At 71.7% G+C, this 24,995-nt stretch carries 21 protein-coding genes and 1 tRNA gene; 17 read left to right on the forward strand and 5 right to left on the reverse strand.

From position 1 onward, the window contains the following. The first annotated feature begins 87 nt into the window (after positions 1-87). The 7 genes from LRP67_RS06225 to LRP67_RS06255 all read left to right on the forward strand — a co-directional run bounded on the left by LRP67_RS06225 (position 88) and on the right by LRP67_RS06255 (position 8,011). Positions 88-1,653 carry an ABC transporter substrate-binding protein gene (locus LRP67_RS06225; RefSeq protein WP_231269324.1) on the forward strand — a complete coding sequence of 522 codons (1,566 nt, stop codon included), beginning with the start codon at positions 88-90 and terminating at the stop codon, positions 1,651-1,653. Beyond that, the gene (locus LRP67_RS06230) at positions 1,650-2,708 is read left to right on the forward strand and encodes an ABC transporter permease (RefSeq protein ID WP_231269325.1); all 1,059 of its coding nucleotides are present in this window, start codon (positions 1,650-1,652) and stop codon (positions 2,706-2,708) included. The genes LRP67_RS06225 and LRP67_RS06230 overlap by 4 nt, the downstream gene beginning before the upstream one ends. Continuing rightward, complete coding sequence (locus LRP67_RS06235; RefSeq protein ID WP_374107397.1) at positions 2,708-3,667, forward strand: ABC transporter permease; 960 nt, start codon at positions 2,708-2,710, stop codon at positions 3,665-3,667. The genes LRP67_RS06230 and LRP67_RS06235 overlap by 1 nt, the downstream gene beginning before the upstream one ends. Next, on the forward strand, positions 3,645-4,664 hold the full coding sequence (locus tag LRP67_RS06240; RefSeq protein ID WP_231269327.1) for an ABC transporter ATP-binding protein: 1,020 nt from the start codon (positions 3,645-3,647) through the stop codon (positions 4,662-4,664). Before LRP67_RS06235 ends, LRP67_RS06240 begins: the two co-directional genes overlap by 23 nt. Then, entirely contained in the window at positions 4,661-5,713 is a 1,053-nt protein-coding gene (locus tag LRP67_RS06245; protein ID WP_231269328.1) for an ABC transporter ATP-binding protein, read from the forward strand. Before LRP67_RS06240 ends, LRP67_RS06245 begins: the two co-directional genes overlap by 4 nt. Next, positions 5,710-6,795: an LLM class flavin-dependent oxidoreductase gene (locus LRP67_RS06250; protein ID WP_231269329.1), complete on the forward strand. Its 1,086-nt coding sequence runs from the start codon at positions 5,710-5,712 to the stop codon at positions 6,793-6,795. Before LRP67_RS06245 ends, LRP67_RS06250 begins: the two co-directional genes overlap by 4 nt. Positions 6,796-6,865: 70 nt before the next feature. After that, the gene (locus LRP67_RS06255; protein ID WP_231269330.1) at positions 6,866-8,011 is read left to right on the forward strand and encodes an LLM class flavin-dependent oxidoreductase; all 1,146 of its coding nucleotides are present in this window, start codon (positions 6,866-6,868) and stop codon (positions 8,009-8,011) included. Between the two features lie 60 nt (positions 8,012-8,071). On the opposite strand, the gene LRP67_RS06260 is transcribed toward LRP67_RS06255, so the two are convergent. Together LRP67_RS06260 and LRP67_RS06265 are read right to left on the reverse strand one after the other, a co-directional pair. Then, positions 8,072-8,257, reverse strand: a complete 186-nt coding sequence (locus LRP67_RS06260; RefSeq protein WP_231269331.1) for a hypothetical protein — start codon at positions 8,255-8,257, stop codon at positions 8,072-8,074. A gap of 107 nt (positions 8,258-8,364) precedes the next feature. Next, positions 8,365-8,437, reverse strand: a tRNA-Lys gene (locus LRP67_RS06265). A gap of 517 nt (positions 8,438-8,954) precedes the next feature. Here LRP67_RS06265 and LRP67_RS06270 point away from each other — a divergent pair. After that, on the forward strand, positions 8,955-9,617 hold the full coding sequence (locus LRP67_RS06270; protein WP_231269332.1) for a DUF6629 family protein: 663 nt from the start codon (positions 8,955-8,957) through the stop codon (positions 9,615-9,617). A 146-nt stretch (positions 9,618-9,763) separates the two neighbouring features. Here LRP67_RS06270 and LRP67_RS21325 read toward each other — a convergent pair whose 3' ends face one another. Together LRP67_RS21325 and LRP67_RS06275 are read right to left on the reverse strand one after the other, a co-directional pair. Continuing rightward, a complete protein-coding gene (locus LRP67_RS21325) occupies positions 9,764-9,892 on the reverse strand; it encodes a hypothetical protein (RefSeq protein WP_269211198.1) in 129 nt (42 codons plus the stop codon). Between the two features lie 94 nt (positions 9,893-9,986). Next, positions 9,987-10,538: a hypothetical protein gene (locus LRP67_RS06275; protein WP_231269333.1), complete on the reverse strand. Its 552-nt coding sequence runs from the start codon at positions 10,536-10,538 to the stop codon at positions 9,987-9,989. A gap of 469 nt (positions 10,539-11,007) precedes the next feature. Here LRP67_RS06275 and LRP67_RS21330 point away from each other — a divergent pair, with 469 nt between their 5' ends. Next, positions 11,008-14,592 carry a M14 family zinc carboxypeptidase gene (locus tag LRP67_RS21330; protein WP_269211199.1) on the forward strand — a complete coding sequence of 1,195 codons (3,585 nt, stop codon included), beginning with the start codon at positions 11,008-11,010 and terminating at the stop codon, positions 14,590-14,592. Between the two features lie 85 nt (positions 14,593-14,677). Here LRP67_RS21330 and LRP67_RS06285 read toward each other — a convergent pair whose 3' ends face one another. Beyond that, positions 14,678-15,799: an AI-2E family transporter gene (locus LRP67_RS06285; protein WP_231269334.1), complete on the reverse strand. Its 1,122-nt coding sequence runs from the start codon at positions 15,797-15,799 to the stop codon at positions 14,678-14,680. 177 nt (positions 15,800-15,976) lie between these two features. Here LRP67_RS06285 and LRP67_RS06290 point away from each other — a divergent pair, with 177 nt between their 5' ends. From LRP67_RS06290 to LRP67_RS06325, 8 genes are all read left to right on the forward strand, one after another. Continuing rightward, on the forward strand, positions 15,977-17,881 hold the full coding sequence (locus LRP67_RS06290) for a glycoside hydrolase family 9 protein (RefSeq protein WP_231269335.1): 1,905 nt from the start codon (positions 15,977-15,979) through the stop codon (positions 17,879-17,881). Positions 17,882-17,990: 109 nt separating this feature from the next. Next, on the forward strand, positions 17,991-18,935 hold the full coding sequence (locus LRP67_RS06295) for a LysR family transcriptional regulator (RefSeq protein WP_231269336.1): 945 nt from the start codon (positions 17,991-17,993) through the stop codon (positions 18,933-18,935). Between the two features lie 315 nt (positions 18,936-19,250). After that, on the forward strand, positions 19,251-20,813 hold the full coding sequence (locus LRP67_RS06300) for a 4-hydroxyphenylacetate 3-hydroxylase family protein (protein ID WP_231269337.1): 1,563 nt from the start codon (positions 19,251-19,253) through the stop codon (positions 20,811-20,813). Between the two features lie 26 nt (positions 20,814-20,839). Then, entirely contained in the window at positions 20,840-21,775 is a 936-nt protein-coding gene (locus LRP67_RS06305; protein ID WP_231269338.1) for a VOC family protein, read from the forward strand. Further along, positions 21,772-22,506 carry a ribonuclease activity regulator RraA gene (locus LRP67_RS06310; protein ID WP_231269339.1) on the forward strand — a complete coding sequence of 245 codons (735 nt, stop codon included), beginning with the start codon at positions 21,772-21,774 and terminating at the stop codon, positions 22,504-22,506. The genes LRP67_RS06305 and LRP67_RS06310 overlap by 4 nt, the downstream gene beginning before the upstream one ends. Next, positions 22,503-22,934: a cupin domain-containing protein gene (locus tag LRP67_RS06315; protein ID WP_231269340.1), complete on the forward strand. Its 432-nt coding sequence runs from the start codon at positions 22,503-22,505 to the stop codon at positions 22,932-22,934. The genes LRP67_RS06310 and LRP67_RS06315 overlap by 4 nt, the downstream gene beginning before the upstream one ends. Positions 22,935-22,957: 23 nt before the next feature. Continuing rightward, the gene (locus tag LRP67_RS06320; protein ID WP_231269341.1) at positions 22,958-24,499 is read left to right on the forward strand and encodes an aldehyde dehydrogenase family protein; all 1,542 of its coding nucleotides are present in this window, start codon (positions 22,958-22,960) and stop codon (positions 24,497-24,499) included. A gap of 10 nt (positions 24,500-24,509) precedes the next feature. Beyond that, on the forward strand, positions 24,510-24,947 hold the full coding sequence (locus LRP67_RS06325; RefSeq protein WP_231269342.1) for a RidA family protein: 438 nt from the start codon (positions 24,510-24,512) through the stop codon (positions 24,945-24,947). The last annotated feature ends 48 nt before the right edge of the window (positions 24,948-24,995 follow it).

The raw sequence follows: 24,995 nt of genomic DNA on the forward strand, positions 1-24,995 counted from the left end.
TGTAAGACAAGTAAGTCAGTATGGTTTATGGTGAATGTTCCGACGTCCTCTCGGGCTCCCGCTCCTCACCCGGAAAGGCTCACCTCGATGAGCAGACTCACTCGTTCCCCTCACGGCCGCCGGCTCCCCGCCCTCGACCGCCGCGCCCTCCTAAGCGCCGGCCTCGGCCTCACACTGGCCGTCTCGATGGCGGCGTGCGGCGCGGACGCGTCGACGCCCGGCGGCTCGGGGGGCGGTGCCGGCGTCGTCAAGTGGGCCTGGCAGCTGCCCACGACGTGGGACCCGGTCACCTCCTCGGCCGGCTCGGACGTCCAGATGCTCGCGCTGACGTACTCCTCGCTGACCCACATCGACGAGAAGGGCAACGCGATCCCGCACCTCGTCGAGAAGTGGGAGTACAACGGTGACGGCACCCAGGTGACGTTCACGCTCCAGGACGGCCTGACCTTCAGTGACGGCGCGCCGATCGACGCCGAGGCCGTCAAGGTCAACCTCGAGCGGGGTCGCGACGCCGACAACTCCCTGATCGCCCCTCAGCTCGCCGACCTGGTCGACGTGACCGTCGACGACGAGCTGACCTTCACGCTCACGCTGGACGGCCCGAACTACCAGTATCCGAACCTGCTGGCCGGCAAGACCGGGATGCTCGTCAACCCCAAGGCCATCGCCGACGACGTCGAGTCGCTGGCCACCAAGCCGGCCGGCTCGGGCCCCTTCACCCTGGACAGCTACACGCAGAACGCCAACGCCAAGCTGACCCGCAACCCGAAGTACTTCCAGGCCGACGAGATCTTGGTCGCCAACTTCGAGCTGTACCCGGCCGCCGACGCGGCCACCGTCGTGGCCTCGGTCCAGTCCGGCCAGTACAACGTCGGCCTGCTGCCGGGCAGCCAGGTCCAGGCCGCCGAGGCCGCCGGGCTCGACGTGCAGGAGATCCCGTCCCTGTACGTCGCCACCCTGGACGTCAACGTCACGAAGAAGCCGTTCGACGACCCCGCGGTGGTCGAGGCCCTGCACTACGCGGTGGACCGCCAGGAGCTCGTCGACGCGGGCCAGTTCGGAGTCGGCGAGGTCAACTACCAGCCGTTCCCGCCGGGCCACGTCGGCTACAACGAGGAGCTCAAGGACGTCTTCGCCTTCGACCCCGACAAGGCGAAGGGCATCCTGAGGGACGCCGGCTACACCGAGCCGATCCCGCTCACGATCTCGGCGTCCAACCCGGAGGGCGTGCCCGAGCTGCTGCAGTCGCAGCTCGAGGAGGTCGGCTTCGACCCCGAGATCGAGACGATCCCGGTCGCTCAGTTCACCCAGCAGGTCTACATCAACCACTCCAAGGCGCTGGCCGTCGACGGCTTCGCCGGGCGCGAGTCGCCGGCACAGGCCTTCCAGGTGCTGTTCAGCGACACCGGCCTGATGAACCCCGGCCGCCAGTACGACCCGTCGGTCCGGGCGGCGATCGAGAAGGTCATCGCCACCCCGCTCGACGACCCGAAGTACGCCGAGCTGCTGCAGGAGGCCGTCAAGGTCGCGGTCGAGACGATGCCCAACACGTTCCTCTACACGGTGCCGCGCGTCCTCGTCCGCAACACCTCGGTCTCCGCGGTGCCCGAGAGTCCGGCCCTCGTCGAGTGGAACGGCGTGAGGGTCCAGTGAGCACCGCGACCCTCACCGCCCCGGTCGCAACGGGGGACGTCTCGGGCCACGCAGCCATGGCCCCCACCCGCGTCAGCCGGGCGGTGGGGGTCGCGACACCCGTCGCCAGGATGCTGCTCGTCGCGGTCACGGTGTTCCTGCTGTCGTCCGTGCTGACCTTCGCGCTCGGCGCCATGTCGGGGGCCAACCCAGCCGCCGCGGTGCTCGGCGAGACGGCCACGCCGCAGGACATCGCCCGCATGAAGGCGGAGTTTGGCCTCGACCAGCCGCTGTGGCAGCAGTACCTCACCTGGCTGGGGCACCTGCTGCAGGGCGATCTCGGCGTCTCGTGGTTCACCACCGTGCCGGTGACCGACAGCATCGCCGCCGCCCTGCCCGTTGACCTGTCGATCGCGGGACTGGCGCTCCTGATCGCGGTGCTGCTCGGCGGCGGCGCCGGCATCGCCGCGGCCCTGAGCAACGGCGGGGTCGTCGACCGCTGCGTCACCGTCGTCTGCTCGGTGCTCGCGACGATGCCGCCGTTCGTGATCGGCATCGGCCTGATCGTGATCTTCTCGGTCAACCTCGAGTGGCTGCCCTCCGGCGGCTACGTGCCGATCAGCCAGGACCCGGCGCAATGGCTGCGGTTCGCGATCCTGCCGGCGCTCGCACTGAGCGTCGATGCCGCCGGGTCGCTGGCCCGCCAGCTGCGGACCTCGCTGGTCGGCGCGCTGCGCGAGAACTACGCGACCGGCGCCGAGATGCGAGGCTTCTCGCGACGCCGCGTGCTCTTCGGGCACGTGTTGCGCAACGCCTCCGGCCCGGCGCTCGCCGTCCTCGGCTTCGCCGTGCCGACGATCATCGGCGGCGCCGTCATCGCCGAGAAGCTCTTCAACCTGCCCGGCATCGCGCAGCTCGCACTGCAGTCTGCCGAGCAGGGCGACGTCCCGGTGATCCTCGGGACGCTGATGGTGACCGTGGTCGTGGTGCTCATCGCCAGCACGGTCGTCAACCTGCTCCAGACCGCGCTCAACCCACTGGCCCGCCGGGCCGCCCGACCCGCCGGAGGCAAGTGATGGACACATTGCGCAGGGTGTGGCGGGTCCCCGCCGCCAAGGTCTCGATCCTGGTCCTCCTGGGCGTGGCCGTGCTCGTGGTCGCCGGCGGCTGGCTCGCGCCGTACGACCCACTGGCGCAGGAGCCGTCGCAGATGCTGCTGGGCCCCAGCGCCGAGCACTGGCTCGGCACCGACTACCTCGGCCGCGACGTGCTCAGCCGGCTCATGGCGGGCACCCGGGTCTCGGTGGCCGGCGCGCTCGAGGCCGTCGGCACCGCCGCCCTCATCGGCATCCTGCCCGGCCTGGCGTCGGCCTGGCTCGGCCCGCGGTTCGAGTGGTTCTCGCTGCGGGTCACCGACACGCTCATGGTCATCCCGTTCACGGTCTTCGCCATCGCCGTCGTCGGCACCCTGGGCAACGGCCTGCACCAGTCGATGATCGCGATCGGCATCCTGATGTCGCCCCTCTACTTCCGGATCACCCGTGCCGTCACCCTCGGCCTGCGCCAGCAGCAGTACGTCGAGGCCGCCGAGCTCATGGGTGCCTCCCAGTGGTGGGTCCTGCGCAAGCACATCTGGTCGAAGGTGCTGCCGACGATCGCGGTCACCACGGCCCAAGCCGTCGGCGCCGCGCTGCTGGTGATGGCCTCGCTGACCTTCCTCGGCCTGGGCGTCACCCCGCCCGCCCCGACCTGGGGCGGGATGCTGGCCAGTGACCTGGCCTACCTCGCCCAGCAGCCCTGGGCGCCGCTGTACCCCGGCGTGATGATCATGCTCACCGTCGGTGCGCTCAACCTGCTCGCCGACATCATCCGCGAGGCCACGCCCGACGCCGTACGCCGCACCTGGCGCCGGCCGGCCCCGGTCGGCACCGGCCTCGCCGTCGGCTCCTCCGTCGCAGCCCAGCCCGTGGCCCTCGACGATCCCGCCTCGACCGAGCTGAAGGAGGACGGCGATGTCCGTGTCCCCGCTGCCTGAGCCCACCCTGCGCGTCGACGATCTCGGCGTCACCGTCGGCCAGGAACGCCGCGCGGCCGTCCGCGGCGTGTCCTTCCAGATCGCCCGCGGCGAGTCCGTCGGCCTCGTGGGGGAGTCCGGCAGCGGCAAGACGCTGACCTGCCGCTCGGTCCTCGGGCTGCTGCCGGCCGGCTGCGACGTCGCCGAGGGGAGCATCCGCCTGGGCGACGGGGCCGACCAGGTCGAGCTGACGACCGTGCGCCGCCGCGGCTGGGACCGGCTGCGCGGGCTGCGGCTCGCCGCGGTCTTCCAGGACCCCGCGTCGTACCTCAACCCCTCGCTGACCGTCGGCCACCAGCTCGCCGAGCAGCTGCGCGTCAAGCGCCGTCTCAAGCGCCGGGAGGCGCACGTCCGCAGCGTCGAGCTCTTCACCGAGGTGGGGCTGCACCGGCCCGAGCAGGTCTTCCACCAGTACCCGCACGAGCTCTCGGGCGGCATGCTGCAGCGCGTCCTGATCGCGATCGCGGTGGCGCTGGAGCCGGACCTGCTCATCGCCGACGAGGCGACCACCGCGCTCGACGTGGTGATCCAGGCCGAGATCCTGCAGCTGCTCTCGCGGCTGCGCCGCGACCACGACCTGTCGCTGCTGCTGGTGACGCACGACCTCGCGGTCGTCGCGGAGACGTGCGACCGGATCCTGGTGATGTACGGCGGCGAGATCGTCGAGAGCGGCCGCACCGAGGAGGTGCTCGCCGACCCGCAGCACCCCTACACGCGGGCCCTGCTCAGCGTCGCCTCGATCGGCGACTGGAGCCGCCGGCGGCTGGACGTCATCCCGGGTTCCCCGCCCGAGGCGGGCGAGCAGATGCCAGGCTGCCGCTTCGCGCCGCGCTGCGCGGACGCCGCGGCGGTGTGCACGGCCGGGCCGGTCGCGCTGCGCGAGCGCGGCTCCGGGCGGGCCGCCCGCTGCGTACGCTTGGACGAGCTCGCCGGCGCGCACGCCGGGGGTGCGGCATGACCGCCGCTCTCGACGCCTCGGCCGCTCCGCTGCTGTCCGTGCGCGACCTCACGGTCACCTACGCGCCGCCGCGCCGCCGGGGCTCCCTCGGCACCGGCGCCGCGCTCTCGGGGGTCGACCTGGAGATCCACGCGGGCGAGATCGTCGGCATCGTCGGGGAGACCGGCTCCGGCAAGACCACGCTGGCTCGCGCCACGGTCGGGCTCGTGCAGCCGGCGGCCGGCTCCATCGACTTCGCCGGCGCCGAGCTCGGCGGGCTGCGGGGGCGGGAGCTGCGCGACTTCCGGCGTACCGGGCAGGTGCAGCTGGCGTTCCAGGATCCTCTCCGCTCGCTCGACGGCGACCTGACGGTGGCGCAGGTCGTGGGGGAGCCGCTCGAGATCGTCGGCACCGACCGGGCCGAGCGCCGCCGGCGCGTCGACGAGGCCCTGGACCTGGTGGGACTGGAGCCGACCTTCCGCGATCGCTACCCGCGCCAGCTCTCGGGCGGCCAGCGGCAGCGGGTCTCCCTGGCCCGCGCGATCGTCACCCGGCCGCGGCTGCTGTTCTGTGACGAGCCGGTCAGTGCGCTCGACGTGTCCAACCGCAACCTGGTGCTGCGCCTGCTCGACCGGCTCCGTGAGGAGCTCGGCCTGGCCGTCGTGATCATCGCCCACGACCTGTCCTCGCTGGCCGGGATCGCCGACCGGGTCGCGGTGTTCTACCGCGGCCGGCTCGTCGAGCAGGGCCCCATCGGCGAGGTGCTGGAGCGGGCCGCGCACCCCTACACCGCGCTGCTCGCCGCGTCGGCGCCCAGCGTCCAGCACGAGGACCGGCTGCGGCCCGACCAGCTGCGGCACCCCGTGGGCGACGTCGGCCGCGACTGGTCGCCGGGCGCGTGCGTCTTCGCCGCCCGCTGCGCCTTCGCCCACGACGCCTGCCACGAGCAGCCCGCGCTGGCTCCGGTGGCCGGCACCGCGCGCCGTACGGCGGCCTGCCACGTGGCCGACACCTGGCGTGCCCAGCTCACGACCACCAACCCCGCCCTCGGAAAGGTTCCCGTCACATGACGATCGAGTTCATCGGCTTCGCCTCGACCAAGGAGTACAGCGAGTCCGGCGGCACCGCCGACGGCCCCGTCGTCGACCCGGCCTACCTGCGCGCCGTCGCGACCGCGCACGAGGAGTCGGGCTTCGACAAGGTGCTGGTCGCGCACTCGTCCGCGAGCCCCGACGGGTTCGTGATCGCCGACCAGGTGCTCACCGCGACCGAGCGCCTCGCGGTGCTGCTCGCGCACCGCCCCGGCTTCCTCGCCCCGACGCTGGCGGCGCGGTCCTACGCGACGCTCGACGCCTTCCACCCCGGTCGCATCGCGATGCACGTCATCACCGGCGGCGACGACGCGGACCAGGCCCGCGACGGTGACTTCTCCGACAAGCCGACGCGCTACGCGCGCACCGACGACTTCCTGACGGTAGTTCGCAAGGAGTGGGAGTCCGAGACCCCCTTCGACCACGAGGGCGACTTCTACCGGGTGGCGCAGGGCTGGTCCTCGGTCCGGCCGGCGCAGCCGATCCCGGTCTACTTCGGCGGCGCCTCGGGCGACGCCGTGCGGGTGGGGGGCAAGCACGCGGACGTCTACGCGTTCTGGGGCGAGCCGCTGGCGGGCATCGCGGAGCGGATCCGTGAGGTGCGCGCCGCGGCGGCGCCGTACGGCCGTCGGACGCGGTTCAGCGTGAGCCTGCGCCCGATCGTGGCCGACACCGAGGAGCAGGCGTGGGCCAAGGCCGAGGAGATCCTCGAGCGGGCCAAGGAGCGCGCCGGCGGCCCGCAGCCCGGCTTCAAGAACCTCGACCACCAGCAGCAGGAGGGCTCCAAGCGGCTCCTCGACGCTGCCGCCAAGGGCGACGTGCACGACAAGCGGCTGTGGACCTCGGTCGCCAAGGTCACCGGCGCAGCCGGCAACTCCACGGCCCTCGTCGGCAGCCACGAGCAGGTCGCGGACGCGCTGCTGGACTACGTCGACCTCGGCGTCAGCACCCTGCTGATCCGCGGCTTCGAGCCGCTGGCCGACGCCATCGCCTACCGCACGGTGATCGACCTGGTTCGCGAGGGCGCCTCCCGGCGTACGCCGGTGGCGGCTTCTGCCTGACCCCTCTTCGTCGGCACGCCCTTGTGCACCCAGGGGCGTGCCGACTCCCTCCACGACAGATCGGACCCCCATGACCACCACCGCACCCGACACCCGCACCGCACCTGCGCCGTACGAGCGGCCGGTCGAGCTGCTCGGCATGATCGGCACCCGCGACCAGTCCGAGAGCCGCCCGGGCTCGGGGCCGGCGATCGACGCGGACTACACCCGGCGCTTCGCCCGCGCCCACGAGGACGGCGGCTTCGACCGCATCCTCATCGGCTACGGGTCGAGCTGGCCCGAGGGCACCCAGGTCGCCGCCCACGTCGCTGCGCACACCGAGCGCCTCGGCCTCCTGGTCGCGCACCGCCCCGGCTTCGTCGCGCCCACGCTCGCCGCGCGGACGTTCGCGACCATGGACCACTTCTCGAAGGGCCGGGTCGCCGTCCACGTCATCACCGGCGGCAGCGACGTCGAGCAACGTCGTGACGGCGACTACCTCGGCCACGACGAGCGCTACGACCGCACCGACGAGTACCTGCAGATCCTGCGCCGGGCGTGGACCTCGACCGACCCCTTCGACTTCGAGGGCGCCCACTACCGGCACGAGGGGTACGCCGCCGGCGTGCTGCCCTACGGCGAGCGGCACCTGCCGCTGTTCTTCGGCGGCTCCTCCGCGGCGGCGTACCGCGTCGGCGCCCGCCACGCCGACACCTTCATGCTCTGGGGCGAGCCGCTCGCCGAGACCGCCGAGCAGGTCGCGTCGGTGCGGGCCGCCGCGGCCGAGGCCGGGCGCGAGGCGCCCCGCATCAGCGTCTCCTTCCGCCCGATCCTCGCCCCGACCGATGAGCTGGCCTGGGAGCGGGCGCACGAGGTCCCGCACCGGATCCAGCACGGTCCGGCCAGGGCCCTGCTGGAGACGGCCACGAGGACGACCGACGACGTCCCGCAGAACGAGGGCTCGCGGCGGCTGCTCGCCGCGGCCGCGAAGGGCGACCTGCATGACCGCGCGCTGTGGACCCCCACCGCCACCGCGGCCGGCGCCGGCGGCAACACCACCGCCCTCGTCGGCAGTCCCGAGACCGTCGCCGCCGCGATCCTGGACTACGTCGAGATCGGCGTCGACACGATCCTCATCCGCGGCTACGACCCGCTCGACGACGCCATTGACTACGGCCGCCACCTGCTCCCGCTCGTGCGGCAGGAGGTCGCGCACCGGCGCTCCTCGGCCGCCTGAGGGTCGGGGTCGAGGGCTAGGAACGCCCGCGGAGTACGCCGGTCAGAGGCGTACGTCGTCTCACCAGCGAGCGACTCGCCACGCCGCGCCGTACGCTGCGACGGCCGCGGGCAGCTCGCGGAAGTGCTCGGTGAGCGCCATCAGGGTCAACGTGGCGAAGCAGGCCAGCCCGAGCAACGCGGGCCAGTCCGCGTCATCGGCGGTACCGGCGGGCTCGGCCTGCCGTGGCGTCCGGTCGAGGGACATGACCCCCTCCTTCATCCGACCTGGATACCCGATTTTGTCCAGTGACTCAGTCGACTAAAGGGTAGCGCGTCGGCGGCAAGATGTGCGGAGGGAAGGGGCAGGGTCGGTAGGCCCCGTGGGACTCGAACCCACAACCAAGAGATTAAAAGTCTCCTGCTCTGCCAATTGAGCTAGGGGCCCGGGGGGCTGGGGTTCCGTCCGGAGAAACACCTGGACAATCACGATGTAGTTTCCAGCGTCGCCCGCGCACCCGCCGCCACAGGGTATCGGCCCGGTCGACATCCCAGGACAGAGTCCCCTGCCCGGTCCGAGCGGAACTGGCGTCTGCGGCGCTCCGGCACAGGTGTCGACTGCAAGGGGGAGGTGGCGATGGCGGCCGCGGTAACTGCAGATTCCCCTTCACCTGGTGCGTGCGATCCACCAGTTACCGGCGGGTAGGCGGGCGGGCGCCGAAGCGACGGGCACACCCGCACTGAGGACGTCTCCTCACCCGCACCGTCCTCATCATCGACCCGTCGACCGGGGAGACCATCGGGCCCGCTACCTGATGACGACCCCGGCAGGCGGGAAGGCGCGCGTCGAACCGGCCTGACGCGCCGAGCCGGGCAGACGAGCAGGTCGATCCAGGCGCAAGTTTCCGGCCCGCTCATACGTTTCGTCCCTCGGGCCGGGGTACCGGTGGAGCGTGTGCTTCTCCATGAGCGCCGATCTGACTGCCGGGGCGGCCCTGCTCCCCGTCGCTGCGATCTGCCTGCGCGAGGTGCGCACGGCGCGGGAGCTGCCGTTCGCGTCGCTGCCGCTGCTCTTCGCGCTCCACCAGCTGACCGAGGCCCTCGTCTGGCGCGGCGCGTCGGACTACGTCTCGGCCGGTGTCCAGCACGCCGCCGCGGTGATCTACGTCCTCTTCGCCTTCCCGGTCCTCCCAGTCCTGGTGCCGCTCGCCGTGCTGCTGCTCGAGCCTCGGGGACGGCGCCGGCGGGTGGCGCCGTTCGTGGTGCTCGGCGCAGTGGTCGGGGCGTACCTGCTCTGGGCAGTTCTCGACGGCCCGTTCCTCGTCAGGGAGGAGCCGCACGCACTGATCTATGACGTCAACCTGACGTACGGGCCGATGTGGGCCGTGCTGTACATCGTGGCGGTGATCGGCCCGTCGGTGCTGTCGGGCTACCCCTCGATCGTCGTCTTCGGACTTCTCAACCTCGTCGGGCTCACGGTCGTCGCCATCATCTACGTCCAGGCTTTCGCGTCGCTGTGGTGCGTTTACGCGGCGCTGACCTCCGCGCTGGTCGTCGTGCACATGGTGCTGCGCCGCCGGCTGTCGGACCTCCACCGCCTCGAGGGTCAGGGGCTGGCGCGCGCCTGAGGCGGTGGTGATCGAGACAGCCGCCGCAGGTCGCGGAGACGCTACGCCTGCGCCGGTCGCCTCTGGAATCTCTCCGAGCGCCTCACCACCCCCCGCGCCCGCCCTGCGGTGTGCGTTCTCGACCATCTCCGCGCGCTCTTCCGGGGTCATCGACGCCAGGACTGGCGGTAGTCGTCCACGCCGTCGGCGATGAGCTTGGAGGAGGCTTGGTCGTCGGCCAGGTCGCGGAGGCGCCGTCGGCCGGAGAGCGCCTCGGTGAGCACGTTCTTCGTCACCAAGACAGGCGCCGGCCTTGGGAGTGAACTCGATCGGGACTGGGGGGCCCGAAGGTCCGGTGAGGGCCTCGGTGGGTGGGTGGGGCATGGCGGACTACTGCGCAGGCGGCGGTACCGGAATGCCGCGGTCGGTGAGGGCCTGTTCGGCGCGCACGACCAGCTCATCACGTCTGCCTACCATCTTCCGCAGGTTCACCAGCACGGTGTCGCCGCGCAGGCTCGGGCGCAGCAGGTCGAGGTCAGGACGGGCCAGCAGCACGTCGTAGTACGGGGTGAGGATGGCATCGCTGAACTTCAGCTTCGCCGCGATGGTCTCCAGCGGGGTGCCGAACTTCGCCACGACCTCGTTGACATCCGCACCGGCGTCCAGCATGCGCTCCAGCAGCTTGGCCTCGCCCGTGAAGTCATGCTCGTTGCGGCCGAGCAGGAGGTGCAGCGGCTGCCCTTCGCGCACATCGGCGCCGTCGTCGAGAAGACGGTTCGCGATGGCGACCCGCTGGGAGGTGTCAGGGTTGCTCAGCGCCAAGGTCAGCGGAGTCCCGGACGCGTAGGCGTAGTTCACCCACGCCGGCTCGTAGACCCGGTTGAGATCATCGACGGTGCCGTACGTCAACGCCCGGTACAGCTCGGCGGTGTCACGGGGCACGTTGCGCTTGAAGAGTCCCATGTGCGGTCTGCCTCCTCGGCTTCTCGTCCTTCAGGTCCTGGCTACGGCACTTCGTCAACGTGTGAACTGTTTCCCGCTGGGAGATCCAGCCGTGCGAGTCGCTCGCCACCCGACCGCTCCGCACCCGAAGCCACCCCCGCAACGAGGGAAGCGGCCCGGGGCAGGACCGCCTCGAGTCGTCCGGGCCCACGGTAGCGGCGCAAGAAGTCCTCCGGACAGATCTCGAGCCGCGCCGTCCTTGGCGAAGGCCCACACCTGGCCCTGGCGGCTGGTGGCGGTTTCAGCCGCGCCCGGGACCCAGATCTCAGGAAAACGTTGACGCGTGTCAGCCCACGTTGTTTCGTGTTTCTCACCCGGACTCTCGCTGGCTAGCAGCCCCCCGCACGGACCGATGGATCGTCGGCACGTGACGTGCCCGCGCAGCGTCCTCTCGGAAGGAGTCAGCCCGATGTCTGCATTCACCCGACGGCGCCGCTGGGCCCGTGCCCTCGCACTGTCCACACCCGTGGCGCTCGTGACCGTCACGCTCGCGTTCGCGGGCACGCCAAGCGTCACGGCTGCACCCTCGGCCCCCACCGTCGCCCTCGAGCGGCTAGCCGACGAAGAGCCCATGGTCGTCGAGGTGCTCCTCGACGACACCGCCGAGCTGGACCGACTGGTCGCGACCGGTGTCGACCTCGAGCACGGAGTCGAGCAGGAGCAGGACGGCCTGACCGTGCGCGCCGTGGTCACCGACAGCGAGATCGAGTCCCTGAAGGCCGCCGGCTACGAGATCGGCGAGGTCCTCTTCACCGCCGACGACTCCGCCGCGGCCCTGGCCGGGCGCGCGGACATCATCGCGGCGCAGCGTGCGGCCAACGCCGCCGTGCAGCGCGGCAAGTCCAGCGGCCTACGCCTGCTTCCGGGCTCGACGCCGGCGGACTCCTCCGACGTGCGGATCATCCGCGCCGACTACTACACGAGCTTCGGGACCGGGGTCCTCTCGGTGGAGGCGAAGTGGATCGACGCCGCCACGGCCACCACCCCCCTGGTCGTCCGGCGCGACAGTGGGCCGGGCACGCCGATGGGCTCCGGCGGCACCCAGACGATCTCGCCCTTCGTCGACGCCGGCGTCTACCTCTACCACCTCGGCGCGACCAACGTGGACGTCGACGTCCGCGGGGAGCCGGTCCGGCCCGACCGCGTCCAGATCACCAGCCCGAGCGGCGACGTCGCCATCGCCCGGGTCAACGACTGGCTGCCCACCGGCACCGAGCAGGACCCGTTCAAGGGTGCCGGCTACCAGGAGGACTTCATCACCAAGTACCTGGTCCCGACCGAGCTCTACGCGCGGGTGCAGCAGCTCGCCAAGACCTACCCGGGCCTGGCGGAGGTCGTCACCCTGCCGAACGCGTCGGGCGGCTACCGGCGCAAGGCGCAGGCGCTCCTGGAGGCGACCAACCGCCTCACGGCCAACATCAACGGCAGGACCCTCGATCTCCCGTACGCCGCCGCCTCCTCCGGCGCGTGGGCCACCCTGGCGCCGACGGCATCGACGACGCCGGGACCGGTCGCCGTGCGACGCGTGACCTCGGCGCCCAACCCGGCCTGGCCCCTGGCCACGCCGAGCATGGGGTGTGGTCCGATCACCGGTCTGCCCGCCGGGGCCATCGCGGTCATCGACCGCGGCGAGTGCAGCCTGGCCGACAAGGTCCACAACGCGCAGAACGCCGGCGCGGTCGCGGTGGCGCTCGTCAACGCCACCACCGGGCTGCCGAGCGCGCCCAGCGGCACCACCACCCCGACCGCCGGCGGGGCCGCGGTGACGCTGCCGACCGTCGGGATCTCGCTGATGGACGCCACCCGCATCCGCAACGGCGGCGCCACGGTGACGGCCCGGCTCGTGCCCGCCCCGGCGGTCCCGAACGACGCGCGGCTGGGCGTCGAGTCCCGGGCCTGGGGCCACGAGGGCGGCAACGACATCGCCGCCCAGATCATCGACCCCGGGGCGCCGAGCGCGCCACTGACCGTGACCGTGACCGGCACCAGCATCAGGGTGAGCGTGGCGACGGATGCCACCGGCGCGATCGTCAGCACGGCCGCCGAGGTCGTCGCGGCGCTGCTGGCCGACCCGTCCGCTGCCGCGCTGGTCGACGCCTACCCCTACCGGGGCGAGACCGGCGCCGGCGTGGTGCGGGCGACGCCGGTCATCACGCTGAGCGACAACCTCAACGCCCCGGCCTGGGTCTCGCGCGACCCGCACCCGGTCTACGCGCTCAAGATCGGCAAGACCCGCAACGGCACCAAGCCGGGCGTCCTGGCCTATGCGCAGGAGCACGCGCGGGAGTGGGTGCCCCCGCTGGTGACCCTCGAGGCCGCGGAGCGGCTGCTGCGCAACTATGCGACCCACGCGCCCACCCGGGAGCTGGTCGACAACCTGGAGATCTGGATCGCGCCGTCGATCAACCCCGACGGCGGGCACTACTCGTTCTTCGACTTCGCCTCGCAGCGGCGCAACCTGACCAGGCACTGCGCCCAGGGCGGGGCGTACGACGCCACCGCGCGCAACAGCTGGGGGGTCGACCTGAACCGCAACTTCACTGAGTACAGCGCGCACGACGGCTACTCCGGCGCGTCCACGACGAACTGCACCAGCGACACCTACGCGGGCCCCGCAGAGCTGTCCGAGCCGGAGGCGCGCAACGTCGACTGGATGATGGCCCGTCCGAACATGCGCTACTCCATGAACATGCACTCCTCGGGCGACTACTTCATGTGGGCGCCGGGCGCCTACAAGGCCGAGGGACGCGTGACCGCCCCCCGGCCGAGCGTCGGCGAGGAGGCGTACTTCTGGCAGGCGTCCAACCAGATCCTCACCGCGATCAAGCGCGAGCGCGGGATGTCGGTGACCCCGGCCCGGACCGGGCCGATCATCGACGTGCTGTACTCCGCGGCCGGCAACTCCGGCGACCTCGCCTGGTACAAGTACGGGCTGTACGGCTGGAACTTCGAGGTGGGCCGCACCTTCCAGCCCCCGTTCGAGGCGCTCACGCCGACCGGCCCGGGAGCGCACCAGGAGGCGATGGAGTACGCCAACGGCCTGGTCGCGCTGCTCCAGGTGGCGCGCGGTCAGGACCTCGATGTCCAGTCGCCGACGACCGGGATCGAGTTCCTGGAGACCTCCGACCCCGCGCGGGTGGACTTCGAGTTCACCTCCAGCGAGGCGGTGGAGATCTACTACACGCTCGACGGCACTGTGCCGACCCGGACGAACGCCACCCGGTGGGAGTCCGCCGGCGACCGTGAGGGCGGCAGGCGGCTCAGCGTCGCGAAGGGCAGTCCCGTCTACTGGTACGCCGTCGACGCGGCCGGCAACGTCGAGCGGAGCTACGACCCCACCGATGCCACCGACCGGCGCTACCGCAAGTGGGTCGCCGACCCCGAGTGGTCGCCCGAGGCGGCCGCGCCGACCGTCCGGCTGAGCGTGGCGCCGACCAGCGTCAGGCAGGGCGAGCGGGCCACGGCCACGGTCTCGGTCACCGCGACCAACGACTTCGGGCTGAAGCCCTCGGGCACCGTCTCGCTCACGGCCGGTGGCGCCAAGGTCGGCACCATCACCCTGGGCGCCGACGGTAGAGGCACCGGTCGGGTCGGCCCGTTCGCACGGGCCGGTTCGGTGCCGGTCGTGGCGACGTACTCCGGCGACGACCTGACCGCCGGCGCCTCCTCGAGGCCGGTCACCGTCAGGGTCGCGGCCGCGTCGAAGGTCGCCTCGAACGTCGCGGTCCTGAAGGTGTCGCCCGACCGGATCACGCCGAGCACCCGGGCACGTCTGACCATCCGGGTCGCCGCGCGCGCCCCGGTGGCGGGCAGGGTCGTGGTGCGCTCGGCCGGCCGGGTCGTCGCCAGCGGCCGGGTCGGGGCGAGCGGCCGGGTCGTGCTGACCCTGGCCAGGCTCGGCAAGATTGGCCCGAAGACACTGGTGATCCGGTACGCCGGCAACACGCGGGTGAAGGCCGACACCACCCGCACGGTGGTGCGCGTGGTGGGCTGAGCGCGAGCCGCATCCGGCGGGGCCGGCAGCACCTCCGGGGGCCTGCCCCAGCCGGCTGACCCAGCGGGTGACCCGGCCAGGTGGCCTAGCCGGGGTCACGGTTCGCCACCAGCGGGGACAGCCAGCGGCTGTCCGGGTCGGCGTCGACGAGGAGCGAGCGGACCAGGATCGAGAGCGGGACGGCCAGGATGGCGCCGATGGGACCGATCACGCCCGCCCAGAAGATCAGGGAGAGGAAGGTCAGGGTGGAGGTCAGGCCGACCGAGTTGCCGACGACCCGGGGGTGGATCACCGAGCCGATGACGAAGTTGACCGCGAGGTAGATCGCCACCACCGCCAGCAGGAGGCCCGGTCCGCCCTCGAGCAGGGCCAGGACGGCGGGCGGCACCAGCCCGATGAGGAACCCGATATGGGGGATGTAGCTGGTCAGGAAGGCCAACAACCCCCACAGCAACGGCGCCGGGACGTCCAGCAGCTCCAGGGCGATGGTGTCCAGGACGGCGGCGATCAGGCCGAAGACCGTGGAGACCAGGAGGTAGCGCCGGGTGTCGTGGGCGAAGCTGCGCAGTGCCGCGACCAGGTCCGGCCGCCCCCGGGCCACGGTGGTGAGCTGATCGGAGAACGCCCGGCTGTCGACGGTCATGAACAGTACGAGCGCCAGCATGAACACGAGGCCGGAGAGCAGTCCGTAGACGTCGGACAGGGCCTCGGTGGCGACGCCCACGAGCCTGCCCAGGTCAAGCCCGTCCAGCACGTGCCGGATCTGCTCGGTCGAGACCCCGGCCCGCTCCAGGAGGTGGATCGCGTCCGAGGCCGCGTCGTTGAAGTCGTCCTTGTACTGCGGGAGCAGGGTCGCGAACTTGGCCCCGGCCACCACGATCGCCACCGCCAGCCCGATCGCCACGGCGGCGACCAGCAGCACGCACAGCGTCGTGACCACCCAGCCCCACAGGTGACGGTCGAGTCGCACGCGCAGAGGATGCACCGCGATGGTGAGGACCAGGGCGAGGAAGGCCGGGCCGATCAGGCCGGCCGAGGCGCGCATGCCGGAGATCACGAGGAAGGCCGCCGCCAGCCCGAGCAGCACGATCAGGCCCCGCGGCAGGGCGCCGTCCCGCTTCGTGCCGGCGCTCCACACCGACTGCCGCTTCGGTGGCTCCGGGCCGGGACGGTGGTCCTCGGGCTCCGCAGGTGGCGTCGTGGGCACGGGGGCTCCCTCCCGCCCGAGCGCCGAGGCGCCCTGGGCTGGTCCGGCTCCACGAGACTCGGGTCCACCGGCGCCGGCGGGGACGGACCCACTACCGCACTCGACGATACGCCTGCCCCGATGACGCCAGGAACCCTCGCGGCCAGGGCGGCGGGGGTGGCCGTGCTTCCATGACCCGTGCTCAACCGACGCGGCGCCCTTCCCCTCCTGGTCCTCATCGTGACGCTGGTGACGCCCGCGGTGACGCAGGCGATCCCGAGGGCGACCAGCGCGGCGCCGGCCTCGGCGGTGGTCCGGGTCAACCAGGTGGGCTACGCCGTGGGCGAGCCTGTGGTGGCCTATGCCATGACGCGCACGGCCGCGCCGACGGCGACGTACGCCGTCGTCGACGAGGAGGGGACCGTCGTCGCCTCCGGTGCCGTAGGCCCCGACACCGGGCGCTGGAGCGACCGCTGGCCGCATGTCTACCGGGTCGCGGCGCCGCCGGTGCGCGAGCCCGGTCGCTACCGGCTGGACCTCCGCGGTGCCGCCACCGGCACGTCGCCGACGTTCACCGTCGCCGAGGACGGCCAGCTGTACGCGCCGCTGGCCGTCAACGGGGTGCGCTTCTTCCAGGCGCAGCGCGACGGGGCGCGGCAGGTGCGCGGTGTCCTCGCTCGCCGCCCCAGCCACCTGGCGGACCGGCGCGCCCGCACCTACGAGCCGCCGCGCCTGCGGGGCGGGCGGCTGGCGGGGGAGCTGCGAGCGACGGGTCGCCGGGTGAACGTCGAGGGCGGCTGGTTCGACGCGGGGGACTACCTGAAGTTCGTGGAGACGGCCAGCTACGCCGACGCCCTGCTCCTGGTCGCCACCCGAGACGCGAGCCGACCGGTGCCGGGGCTCCGTGCCGAGGCGCTGTACGGCGCACGATGGCTGGACCGCGTCTGGCTGGAGCGGTCCCGCACGCTCGTCTACCAGGTGGGGATCGGCGAGGGGGGCCGTGGCTTGCTCGGCGATCACGACGTCTGGCGGCTGCCGCAGGCCGACGACCGTCGGCGCGTCGGACCCGGCTCGCCGGCGTACCTGCTCAAGCACCGGCCGGCGTTCGTGACGGGCGCGCGCGACCAGCGGATCAGCCCCAACCTCGCCGGCCGCACGGCGGCCGCCTTCGCGCTCGCGGCGCAGGTCCTCGCCGCCGACAACCCGCAGCGCGCGCGCGCCTACCTCGCGAAGGCGCGAGGCGTCCTGGCCCGCGCCAAGACGCGGCAGGTGGGTCGGCTGCTGACCACCTCGCCCCACTCCTACTACGAGGAGGACGAGTGGCGCGACGACCTCGAGCTCGGGGCCGTGGAGATCGCGCTGGCGGGTCAGGCGCTGAAGGTGCCGCTCGGCCGACAGCGCGCCGACCTGCGCCGGGCCGCCCAGTGGGCGCGGGCCTACCTGCGCAGCCCCCGGCACGGCTGGTACACCCTCGCCCGCGACGACCAGTCCGCGCTCGCGCACGCCGACCTGGTGCGTGCGCTCGACGCCCACCCGGACCTGCGGCTCGCGGTGACGCGTGCGGACCTGACCGGGGACCTGGCCGCCCAGCTGCGGATCGCCCGGACGCGGTACGCCGACCCGCTGGCCTTCGGCGGCGACGAGGATCCGGGCGCCGACTTCGCGTTCGGGGTCGCCGTCACCGAGCGGCGCTACCGCGAGCTCACGGGAGACGGAAGTTTCGCCGCGCTCGGCGGCTCCCTGCGCGACTGGGTGCTCGGGGCGAACGCCTGGGGCACCTCGCTGGTCATCGGCGCCGGCAGCACCTTCCCGCGCTGCCCCCACCACCAGATCGCCAACATCCTGGCCGCCCGCCCCGGCTCGGACGGGACCCTGCTGGGCGCGGTCTCGAACGGCCCCGCAGAGGCGGCGGCGTTCCGCGACCTGGGCAGACCGGGGGCTTACGCCCGCCGATGCGCCGCGGGCTCCGGGTGGGCGGCCTTCGACGGCCAGGGTGCGCGCTACCGCGACGACGCTCGGGCGTACGCCGCGACCGAGCCGGCGATCGACTACGTGGCCGTCTCCGTGCTGGCCTTCGTGCTCGAGTCGGGGACTGCCGGCTAGGGGACCCGGCGCACAGGTAGGTCTTTCCGAGGGTCTCACCGGGGGACTTCGGACTCCTCGCCCAGGTGGCGCGAGCGGGGGGCCCTAGCCTGTTCCCGGGAGGCACGTCATGGAGTTCAGACAGCTCGAGTACTTCCGGGTGGTCGTCGAGGCCGGCTCGGTCTCGCGGGCGGCCAAGCGGCTGCATCTCACCCAGCCGCCGCTCAGCACCGCGATCTCTCGGCTGGAGAAGGAGTTGGGCGTCCAGCTCCTCGAGCGCACCGCCAAGGGCGTGGTCCCGACCGCCGCCGGGCTGCACCTGCTCGCCGAGGGCGGTCAGCTGCTGGCCCAGCGCGACCGGCTGGTACGTCGTCTCGCGCTGATGGGGGATGGGGCGATCGGCGAGCTTCGGGTCGGTGTCGAGCCGATGGTGGTCAACGAGCTGATCGCCGAGGTCGTGGGGGCGTTCGTCGACGCCGTCCCCGGCGTGCACGTCAGCCTGACCGATGCCGCGCCGGACGCCCTGCTGCAGGGTGTGCGGACCGGGGAGCTGGACATCGCGTGCGTGCCGTTCGGCCCCGACCAGTTCGCCGACTTCGTTACCGAGTTCTGCGACTACGAGCGGCTCGGACGGATGCCGGTGCAGCTCGCGGTCCCGACCGCCCGCCGGCGCGAGCGGCACGACGGTGCACGCGGCTGGGGGAGGTGGGTCGTGCCGTACCGGCTCTCCGCCTTCAGCGGCTTCCCCGAGGCGATCGAGGCGGCGCTGGCCGACGACCCCACGTTCGACACCATCGAGGTGTCAACCCCGCAGACGGCGGTGGGCTTCGTCGCGGCCGGCCTGGGCGTTGCGCTGGTCACCGAGCGAATGGCCAAGGCCAACCCCGACGTGGCCGCGCTCTGGGCGCCCGACTGGGTCCCCGACATGGGCGTCTCGCTGCTGTGGCGACGCGGCGCCGAGGTCACACCGCTGATGGCGCGGTGGGTCGAGGCCAGCCGCGAGGTGGCCCGCTCGCGGCTCGTGGAGGTCGACTCGTATACGACCGCGAATACCCCTGACGACGAATCGGAATGACTCCACCCTGTCGCTGACAGGCCGTATCTCACGATGCGGGCGCCTTTTCGACCGATCGCTCGGCTCGCCCCAAGGCGGGGCCTCGGGCCCTGGTTTGCGGTAGCCCCGACCGCATCGCCGCAGGTCAGCGCCCTGACAGGCCCGGCCGTGAGTGCGAGTCGGACCTCGGTTCCCGGGGTCGCGGCACGCAACAGCCGCTCGATGTCAAGGCCCCGGGAGGCCTGTCTTGTGTGGTTGACGCGTTGTCAGGATCCGCCTTGAGCCGGTCCCGAGACCTGGCTCACCTTTTGCCACCAAGCCTGGAGAGCCGAGCCCATGAGCGAGCTGCTGATCAAGGACGACACGACCGAGCAGGACGTCGACCTCGTCCCCTTCACCGGCGAGGAGTACCTCGCCAGCCTTGACGACGGCCGCGAGGTCTGGATCTATGGCGAGCGCGTGGAGAACGTCGCGGAGCACCCCGCGTTCCGTAACTCCGCTCGCATGATCGCCCGCATGTATGACGCGCTGCACGACCCGGCCCGCAAGGACATCCTCACCACGCCGACGGAGTGGGGCGGCTTCACGCACCGCTTCTTCCGCGCCGCGAACAGCGTCGAGGAGCAGGTCGCCGCCCGCGACGCGATCGCGGAGTGGCAGCGGATCACCTGGGGCTGGATGGGCCGCTCGCCGGACTACAAGGGCTGCTTCCTCGGCACCCTCGGCGCCAACTTCGACTTCTACCGCGGCTACGAGGAGAACGCCCTCGCCTGGTACCGCAAGGCGCAGGAGCGGACGTACTACATCAACCACGCGATCATGAACCCTCCGGTCGACCGCGCCGACGGCGCCGAGGCCGGCAAGGACGTCTTCATGCGGGTCACCCGCGAGACCGCCGAGGGCATCTACGTCTCGGGCGCCAAGGTGGTCGCGACCGGCTCGGCTCTCACGCACTACACGTTCGTCGGCCACGTCGGTCAGGTCGCGATCCAGGACCCGGCGTACTCGCCGGTGTTCATCACGCCCACCAACGCCCCCGGAGTGAAGCTGATCTGCCGCACCTCCAACGAGTACCGCGCCGCCGTGCTGGGCAGCCCGTTCGACTACCCGCTCTCCAGCCGACTGGACGAGAACGACGCCATCCTGGTCTTCGACGAGGTCTTCGTGCCGTGGGAGAACGTGTTCATCCACAACGACCTCGAGCAGGCCAACCGCTACAACGTCCACTCGGGGTACCTCGAGCGAGCCTCGCTGCACGGCTGCACCCGTTTCGCGGTCAAGCTCGACTTCCTGGTCGGCCTGCTGTCCAAGGCGCTCGACGTGACCGGCGCCGGGGAGTTCCACGGCGTGAAGTCGCAGCTGGGCGAGGTCATCGCCTGGCGCAACACCTTCTGGGCGCTCTCCGACGCGATGGCCAAGAGCGGGGTGCCGTGGAAGAACGGCATGGTCCGCCCCGACCCGCACTTCGCCGGCGCCTACCGGGTGATGAACCAGCTCGCGATGCCGAAGATCAAGAACATCATCGAGCAGGTCGTCGCCAGCGGGCTCATCTACCTCAACTCCCACGCCAGCGACTTCAAGGCGCCCGAGATCAGCGGCTACCTGCAGACCTACCTGCGCGGCACCAACGGCATCACCGCGGAGGAGCGCGTCAAGGTCATGAAGATGCTGTGGGACTCCATCGGCACCGAGTTCGGTGCCCGCCACGAGCTCTACGAGATCAACTACATCGGCAGCAACGACGTCACCCGTCAGACGAACCTCTTCGCCGCGATGGGCACCGGCCTGCTCGAGGAGTGCCGCGAGTTCGCACAGTCCGCGATGGACGACTACGACCTCGACGGCTGGACCGTCACGGACATGGTCTCGCCCGACGACGTCAGCATCCTCGGCCGCTGACGGCCGAGACCGAGAGAGAGGCAGCCATGGCGACCGCAGTCGACTGCGCCCAGGTCACCTACGAGATCCCCGACCTGGCGCTCCAGGAGAGGTTCCTGACCGCGTTCGGGATGACCCGGGCGGAGGGCAGCGACGAGCAGACCCTCTACATGCGCGGCACGGGGACCCAGCACCACATCCATGTCAGCCGCAAGGCGGCCCGGCAGCGCTTCGTCGGGGCGTCCGTCGAGATGGCGACCCGCGCGGACCTCGACGAGCTCGCCGCCATGGAGGGCTCCTCGCCGGTCCGGGAGGCCACCGAGCCGGGAGGCGGCCTCGAGGTCGTCATGCACACCCCGGACGGGATCGAGATCAAGGCGATCTGGGGTCGCGCGGCGGCCGAGCCGATCCCGGACCGGGCGCCGTTCAAGTTCAACAACCTGATCGAGAAGCCGCGCGTCCACGAGCCGGTCCGGATCAGCACCGCCCCGTGCACCGTCGCGCGGCTGGGACACTTCGTGCTGCACGTGAGCGACCACGACGCGACCGTGGCCTGGCTGACCGAGCGCTTCAACTTCCTGCCCTCGGACTACATGGTCCCGCCGGGCACGGACGGGCCGCCGTACGGCACGTTCCTCCGGCTGGACCTCGGCGACCAGCTGGTCGACCACCACTTCCTGCTGGTCCTCCAGTCGGACTGGGTCGGCGTGCACCACAGCGCCTTCGAGGTCCTCGACCTGGACGCGGTCATGTCGGCGCACGACTACCTGCTCCAGGAGGGCTTCTCGCTCGACGTCGGTGTCGGCCGGCACCGTCTCGGCAGCCAGGTCTTCGACTACTGGAAGGACCCGCACGGGTTCCGCATCGAGCACTACACCGACGGCGACGTCGTGGACGCCGGCCACCGGCCCACGACCTTCAACGGCACCGCGAGCGAGACGACGCAGTGGGGCAACCGCCCGCCGCTGGAGTTCTTCCAGTGAGCCCCGAGGAGGAGGCGGCCCTCGAGCAGCTGCGCCAGGTGGGCACCGCGAACGTCGCCAACGCGCTGTACGCGCGCGGCTTGCGCAACGTCGTGATGCACGGCGTCGCCCCGCTGGCCCCCGGTCAGGAGCAGCTCGTCGGCCCGGCGTACACACTGAGGTTCATCCCGGCCCGTGAGGACCTGGACTCGATGGCGGAGTACGGCAAGGACTCCAACCTGCACCGGCGCGCCATCGAGGAGGCGCCGCCCGGCTCGGTGCTGGTGATCGACGCTTTCGGCTCCACCCGCGCCTCGTCCATGGGCGACATGATGGCCGCCCGGCTGCGCCGGCGCGGGGTCGCCGGTGTGATCACCGACGGTGGCTACCGCGACACCACGGCGATCGCGGCGACCGGCCTGCCCTGCTACCAGAGCGGCAACGCCACGCCCGCGACCCCGATCGTGCTGCACCCCGTCGCGCTGGACGAGCCGATCGGCTGCGCCGGCGTCGCGGTCTACCCCGGCGACATCGTGGTCGGGGACGGCGACGGGGTCGTGGTGATCCCGCGTCACCTCGTCGTCGAGATCGCCGAGGCGGCCTACGCCGCCCACGAGTACGAGCAGTTCGCCGAGCTGCAGATCGGGGCCGGTCGACCCCTCTTCGGCCTGTTCCCGGCGACCCCGGAGAGCACGACGGAGTTTCACGCCTGGGTGGCCGCCGGCCGCCCCGCCCCAGAGGAGATCGCATGACCGACGTCAACCAGGCCACCATGAAGTCCCTCGAGGTGCTGATCCACGCCACGGAGCTCGATGAGGACCAGTGGATCGACTACCCGGAGTACGGCTTCCGCCAGTACTTCCTGTTCAAGAACGAGGAGACCGGGGCCAGCATCGCGCTGCTCGAGTACGAGCCGGGCGGCCGGATCCCCACCAAGCACACCCACGCCTCGAACCAGTTCATGTACTGCCTCGAGGGCGACTACGAGTACACCGACTCCGGCAAGCGGCTGCGGCCCGGGTCCTTCTACATGAACCCGAAGGACCACCCGCACGGCCCCACCCTCGCGCACGAGCGCAGCGTGCTGGTCGAGATCTACGACGGCCCGCACTACTACGAGAAGCCCGAGTACCACACCGACGAGACCATCGGCGACTTCCTCGCCAAGGACCCGGCATGACCGCCGCGAACGGGAGCACAGACATGACCGACCAGAGGTTCGACACCGCCGAGGCGCTCGCCGCCTTCGGCCTCCAGCGGGTCCACTCCGGGACCTACTCGGCCGGCACCGGCTGGGGCCCGGTCGAGGGCCGCGACCTGATCAACGCCGAGTGTCCCGCCGACGGCACGGTCGTCGCCCGGGTCGCCAGCTCGACGGCTGCGGACTACGAGGAGATCCTGGCCACGGCGACCGCCGCGCAGGAGCGGTGGCGCGACGTCCCCGCGCCCCGGCGCGGGGAGCTGGTGCGGCGGATCGGGCAGCTGATCGAGGAGAACATGGACGCACTGGCGGCCATCGTCTGCCTCGACACCGGCAAGTCGGTGGCGGAGGCCAAGGGCGAGCTCAAGGAGTCGGTGGACATGTCCGTGCTTGCCGCGGGCCAGGCACGGATGCTCTACGGCCACACCCAGCAGTCGCAGCGGGTGGACCACCGGATGTATGACCAGTGGCTGCCGCTGGGCGTCGTCGGGATCATCAGCGCCTACAACTTCCCCGCGGCCGTCTGGGCTCAGAACGGCTTCCTCTCCGCGATCGCCGGCAACACCGTCATTTGGAAGCCCAGCCCGAAGGTGCCGCTGACCGCGATCGCCGTGCAGCAGCTGGTCAACCGGGCCGCCGAGGAGCTGGGTCACCCCGGGGTCTTCTCGCTCTACCTGCCGGCGGACGACGCCGACGCCGAGCTGATGGTGGCCGACCGGCGCGTCGCCATGATCTCCTTCACCGGCTCCACCGGTGTCGGCAAGCGGGTCGCCGCGGTGGTCGGCTCGACCCTCGGCCGGCGCTACCAGCTCGAGTGCTCCGGCAACAACGGCTGCATCGTCGACGAGACCGCCGACCTGGACCTCGCCGCCAAGGCACTGACCTTCGGCGTCGTCGGCACCACCGGGCAGCGCTGCACCAGCACGCGACGGGTCATCGCGCACGTCGACATCGTCGACGCGCTGGTGGAGAAGATGAAGCGGGCCTTCGACCAGATCCCCCTCGGCGACCCGCGCGACCCCGACAGCGTCGTCGGCCCGCTCATCGACGCCGCCGCGGTCGACCAGTACCGGCGGGTCCTGGAGCAGGCGACCGCCCAGGGCGCCTCCGTGGTCTACGGCGGTCAGGTCCTGGACCGGCCGGGCCTGTACGTCGAGCCGGCCATCGTCACCGGCGTGAAGCCGGACTTCGAGATCGCCCAGGAGGAGACGTTCGCGCCGATCGTGTCGGTGCTGACCTATGAGACTCTTGACGAGGCGATCCGGATCCACAACGACGTCGCGCAGGGCCTGGCCTCGGGCATGCACTCCACGAACCTCACTCACATCGAGACGTTCCTGTCGGCGCGCGGCAGCGACTGCGGGATCGTCCGGATCAACATGGGGACGACCGGCGCCGACGTCGGGGCGGCCTTCGGTGGGGAGAAGGAGACCGGGGGCGGGCGCACCGCCGGGTCGGACGCCTGGCAGGGCTTCATGCGCCGCCAGTCGGTGTGCGTGAACTGGGGCGGTACCTCCGCCTGGGACCACCTGATCGAGCTGTGAGGAACCCGTCATGAACATCGCCATGAGCACCGTTGCCAGCACCCAGGGCCAGAGGAAGCAGCGGGTCCGCTCGGACTCGGTGCGCGAGCCCGCCGACAAGCTGTGGTCGAACTGCTACCGGATCGGCGACCTCGTCCTCGTCTCGGGCATGACCGCCCGGGCCGACGACGGCGAGACCGTCGTCGGCGGCGAGTACGAGCAGGCCCAGGTGGTCTTCACCAAGATCAAGGACCTGGTGGAGGCCGCCGGCGGCGTGATGGACGACGTGGTCAAGATGACCATCTTCGTCACTGACATCACCCGCAACCGCGCCGTCTGGAAGGCCCGCGAAGAGTTCTTCAGCGGCGACTTCCCCGCCTGCACCCTGGTCGAGGTCTCCAGCCTCGCCAAGCCTGAGATCGTCCTCGAGATCGAGGCCATGGCGGTCGTCGGCTGCAGCGCCGGCTGACCCTCCCCGCCCGTCCCACGCAGCGTCACCACCCCTCTCAGACCGTCC

Source organism: Nocardioides sp. cx-169 (assembly GCF_021083605.1).
GTDB lineage: Bacteria > Actinomycetota > Actinomycetes > Propionibacteriales > Nocardioidaceae > Nocardioides.

Excerpts from the sequence above, each read along its gene's own strand:
- LRP67_RS06225 (WP_231269324.1), top strand. The coding sequence starts at position 88 with ATGAGCAGACTCACTCGTTCCCCTCACGGCCGCCGGCTCCCCGCCCTC.
- LRP67_RS06235 (WP_374107397.1), top strand. The coding sequence starts at position 2,708 with ATGGACACATTGCGCAGGGTGTGGCGGGTCCCCGCCGCCAAGGTCTCG.
- LRP67_RS06240 (WP_231269327.1), top strand. The coding sequence starts at position 3,645 with ATGTCCGTGTCCCCGCTGCCTGAGCCCACCCTGCGCGTCGACGATCTC.
- LRP67_RS06245 (WP_231269328.1), top strand. The coding sequence starts at position 4,661 with ATGACCGCCGCTCTCGACGCCTCGGCCGCTCCGCTGCTGTCCGTGCGC.
- LRP67_RS06250 (WP_231269329.1), top strand. The coding sequence starts at position 5,710 with ATGACGATCGAGTTCATCGGCTTCGCCTCGACCAAGGAGTACAGCGAG.
- LRP67_RS06255 (WP_231269330.1), top strand. The coding sequence starts at position 6,866 with ATGACCACCACCGCACCCGACACCCGCACCGCACCTGCGCCGTACGAG.
- LRP67_RS06260 (WP_231269331.1), bottom strand. The coding sequence starts at position 8,257 with ATGTCCCTCGACCGGACGCCACGGCAGGCCGAGCCCGCCGGTACCGCC.
- LRP67_RS06270 (WP_231269332.1), top strand. The coding sequence starts at position 8,955 with ATGAGCGCCGATCTGACTGCCGGGGCGGCCCTGCTCCCCGTCGCTGCG.
- LRP67_RS21330 (WP_269211199.1), top strand. The coding sequence starts at position 11,008 with ATGTCTGCATTCACCCGACGGCGCCGCTGGGCCCGTGCCCTCGCACTG.
- LRP67_RS06295 (WP_231269336.1), top strand. The coding sequence starts at position 17,991 with ATGGAGTTCAGACAGCTCGAGTACTTCCGGGTGGTCGTCGAGGCCGGC.
- LRP67_RS06300 (WP_231269337.1), top strand. The coding sequence starts at position 19,251 with ATGAGCGAGCTGCTGATCAAGGACGACACGACCGAGCAGGACGTCGAC.
- LRP67_RS06305 (WP_231269338.1), top strand. The coding sequence starts at position 20,840 with ATGGCGACCGCAGTCGACTGCGCCCAGGTCACCTACGAGATCCCCGAC.
- LRP67_RS06315 (WP_231269340.1), top strand. The coding sequence starts at position 22,503 with ATGACCGACGTCAACCAGGCCACCATGAAGTCCCTCGAGGTGCTGATC.
- LRP67_RS06320 (WP_231269341.1), top strand. The coding sequence starts at position 22,958 with ATGACCGACCAGAGGTTCGACACCGCCGAGGCGCTCGCCGCCTTCGGC.
- LRP67_RS06325 (WP_231269342.1), top strand. The coding sequence starts at position 24,510 with ATGAACATCGCCATGAGCACCGTTGCCAGCACCCAGGGCCAGAGGAAG.